Genomic DNA, 2,996 nt, shown 5'->3' with positions numbered 1-2,996 from the left:
GCCTGGGCGTCCGTGGCGGAGGGCTCCACGGCCTCGCGCGGCTCGGAGGCCGGCGGGGTCGGGAGCGCTTCCTGGGGCGTGGAGGCCTGGGCCATGGCCGCGCTGGAGGTCAGCAGGGAGAAGGTCACGAGGAGTGAGCGCATAGAAGGTCGGCGGGTGTCTCGGGGGTGTCGAGAACGGGTGACGATCTACGGGGCGGATGTGGCCGTTTGACGGCCCTTGCGTGACAAATGGGTAACGGAAGGGACAGCGCCTGCCTACCCGGCCGCCGGATCCACGATGCGGTAGCCCACCCCGCGCACCGTCTCCAGCAGGGCGCGCGCGGGGCCCAGCTTGTCGCGCAGGCGCATCACGTGTGTGTCGATGGTGCGCGTCTCCAGCGCGCTGGACAGGCCCCAGACCTGCTCCAGGAGCTGCTCGCGCGTCTGCACCCGGCCCAGCCTGGCCATGAGGAACTCCAGCAGGCGGAACTCCAGCGCGGTGAGGGGCGTCTCCTTCTCCTCCACGAAGAAGCGGTGCTGGGTGACGTCCAGGCGCAGGGGGCCCAGCGCCAGGGGCGGCGTGCCGTCCTGGGGCGCGGACGAGCGCCGGAGGATGGCCTTGAGCCTGAGCACCAGCTCGCGCACGGAGAAGGGTTTGACGACGTAGTCGTCCGCGCCGACCTCGAAGCCGCGGATGCGGTCCGCCTCCTCGCTCTTCGCGGTGAGCATGACGATGAGCACGTCGCGCAGGCGGGGGTTGGCGCGCAGGTGGCGGCAGACCTCGATGCCGGACAGGTCCGGCAGCATCAGGTCCAGCAGCACCACGTCCGGGGACTGGTCGCGCGCGGCGGTGAGCGCCGCCTCCCCGGTGAAGGCCACGCGGGTGGTGAAGCCCGCGCCGCGCAGGTTGAAGTCGATGAGCTCCGCTAGGTCGCGCTCGTCGTCGACGATGAGTACGTGGGACATGGCGGGCACGTACTGTGCGCGCATCGCTTCGCGCCTACGTGACGCGCCGGCAACAAGTGCGTCACGGGCGGCGCAGGGAGCGCCCCGGGGCCGCCATCCATTGCAGGGTGAACGCGCGTCCCTCGGGCCGCAGCGCGACCGCGCAGCCCTTGCGGAGCTTGTCCGGCAAGGCCTGGCCCAGCGCGAGCGCGGCGGCACGCTCCAGTGAGGGATTGTGTCCCACCAGGGCCCAGCCCGGACCCACGTCCCGCGCCAGCTTCAGCACGTGGCGGGCCGCGCCCTTCATGGGGACGAGCGCGGGGTGGACCTCCACATGGGACAGGCCGAGCGCGTCCGCGAGCAGCTCCGCGGTCTGCACCGCGCGCACCAGGGGGCTGGTGATGATGCCCATGAGGGGCGTGAGGCGCGCGAGCTTCTTCGCGTGCTGACGGAAGGCGGCGCGGCCCTGGGGGGTGAGGGCGCGGGCCTCGTCGCCCAGGGCATTGGAGTCCTCGGCCACGGCGTGGCGCACGAGGAGGAGGGGCAGGTCGCGGTCGGCCATGGGCGAGCGTTGTAGTGCGTTTCGCGCCCGCGTGGATGTGACGAACCGGTGGACTGCCGACTGGACTACTCCACGCCGCCCAGGAGGAAGGCGAGCAGCAGCAGCGCCAGGACGCTGGTGGTGATGGCGGCGAAGGTGCGGTCCTTCTGCGCGCGGAAGATGCCCAGCGACAGGGCCACGCGCAGCACGGGCACGGTGATCATCACCAGCAGCCCCGCCATCACGAAGGACTGGCCGCGCACGGCCAGGACGCCCTCGAAGACGTCCGGCAGCCGGTGCGGCGCGGAGTCCGGCGAGGTGAGGCGCTGGAGCGCGTCCGGCGACGAGAAGTAGTCCGGGTGGCGGAAGAACGTCATCACCATGCCGCAGGTGACGAGCGACATGCTCAGCAGCACGCCGCCGCGCAACAGCTGGCTGATGAGCAGCTCCGGAGTGAGGGGAATCACCTCCGGGGGCACGGCGGCGGTGGTGGTGACGGTCGTCTCCCGCGGAGACGGAGGCTCGGAGGGCTCTGGATTCATCCGTGGATTCCCTTCGACAGCATCTCGTACGACACCCAGAGCAGGACGACGACGAAGAGCATGCGCAGCGAACCGCTCTTGAGCTTCGTCAGGTAGCGCGAGCCCGCGAACGCGCCCAGCGTGACGCCCACGCAGACGGGGCCGGCGATGAACGGGTCGATGTCGCCGCGCGCGAAGTAGATGCCCGCGCTGGCCGCCGCCGTGACGCCAATCATGAAGTTGCTGGTGGCGGTGGAGACCTTGATGGGCAGCCCCATCGCCAGGTCCATGGCCGGCACCTTCAGCGCGCCGGAGCCGATGCCCAGCAGGCCACTCACCGTGCCCGCGATGTACATGAGCCCCAGGCCCACGAGCGGACGGTGCACCCGGTACGCCACCTCGCCGCCGGTGGACACGTCGTAGTAGCTGCCGTGCAGGCCCAGCCGGTCCGCGAGCGCATTGGGCGGAGGCTCCTGCCGGGGGCTGCCGTCCTCGCGCAGCTTGCGCAGCATCGCGAGCGCCGAATAGGCCATCACCGCGCCAAAGAGGAAGTACAGCGCGCGGCCACCCACCATGCCCGCGAGCATCGCGCCCGTGACGGCGCCCGCCACGGTGGCCAGTTCCAGGAACATGGCCACGCGCATGTTGGCCAGGCCGTCGCGCACGTACGCCGCCGCTGCGCCGCTGGACGTGGCGATGACGGACACGATGGAGGCCCCCACCGCGTAGCGGATGTCCACCTTGAGCACGAGCGTGAGGACGGGGATGAGGATGAGGCCGCCGCCCAGGCCCAGCAGGGAACCCAGCAGGCCCGCACCGACGGAGACGCAGAGGACAATGGCGACGAAGTTGAACGGAGTGGCGTCCAAGGCGACGGCCATCTTCCTCCTGGCCCTCCCGCATGCAAGCGCTTCACGCGGAGCCCGTCCGGTTGCCTGCCGCGGACCCTCCCCGTGGGGCAGGGGGAGGGTCCGCGGCAGGCAACCGGACGGGCTCCGCGCTGTCTCT

At 71.3% G+C, this 2,996-nt stretch carries 4 protein-coding genes; all 4 read right to left on the bottom strand.

The window, feature by feature from the left end; all coding sequences use genetic code 11:
• Positions 1–257: 257 nt before the first annotated feature.
• The 4 genes from D7W79_RS40815 to D7W79_RS40800 all read right to left on the bottom strand — a co-directional run bounded on the left by D7W79_RS40815 (position 258) and on the right by D7W79_RS40800 (position 2,869).
• Positions 258–947, bottom strand: a complete 690-nt coding sequence (locus D7W79_RS40815) for a response regulator (RefSeq protein WP_120530591.1) — start codon at positions 945–947, stop codon at positions 258–260.
• A 61-nt stretch (positions 948–1,008) separates the two neighbouring features.
• Positions 1,009–1,488: a SixA phosphatase family protein gene (locus D7W79_RS40810; RefSeq protein ID WP_120530590.1), complete on the bottom strand. Its 480-nt coding sequence runs from the start codon at positions 1,486–1,488 to the stop codon at positions 1,009–1,011.
• 65 nt (positions 1,489–1,553) lie between these two features.
• Positions 1,554–2,009, bottom strand: a complete 456-nt coding sequence (locus tag D7W79_RS40805) for a DUF1634 domain-containing protein (RefSeq protein WP_120530589.1) — start codon at positions 2,007–2,009, stop codon at positions 1,554–1,556.
• The gene (locus D7W79_RS40800) at positions 2,006–2,869 is read right to left on the bottom strand and encodes a sulfite exporter TauE/SafE family protein (protein ID WP_120530588.1); all 864 of its coding nucleotides are present in this window, start codon (positions 2,867–2,869) and stop codon (positions 2,006–2,008) included. The genes D7W79_RS40805 and D7W79_RS40800 overlap by 4 nt, the downstream gene beginning before the upstream one ends.
• Positions 2,870–2,996: the final 127 nt, after the last annotated feature.

Origin of the sequence: Corallococcus exercitus (assembly GCF_003611585.1) — a bacterium.
Taxonomy (GTDB): Bacteria; Myxococcota; Myxococcia; order Myxococcales; family Myxococcaceae; genus Corallococcus; species Corallococcus exercitus.
The sequence above is the reverse complement of the archived record's forward strand: the minus strand, read 5'-3'. Positions and strand labels throughout refer to the sequence as shown.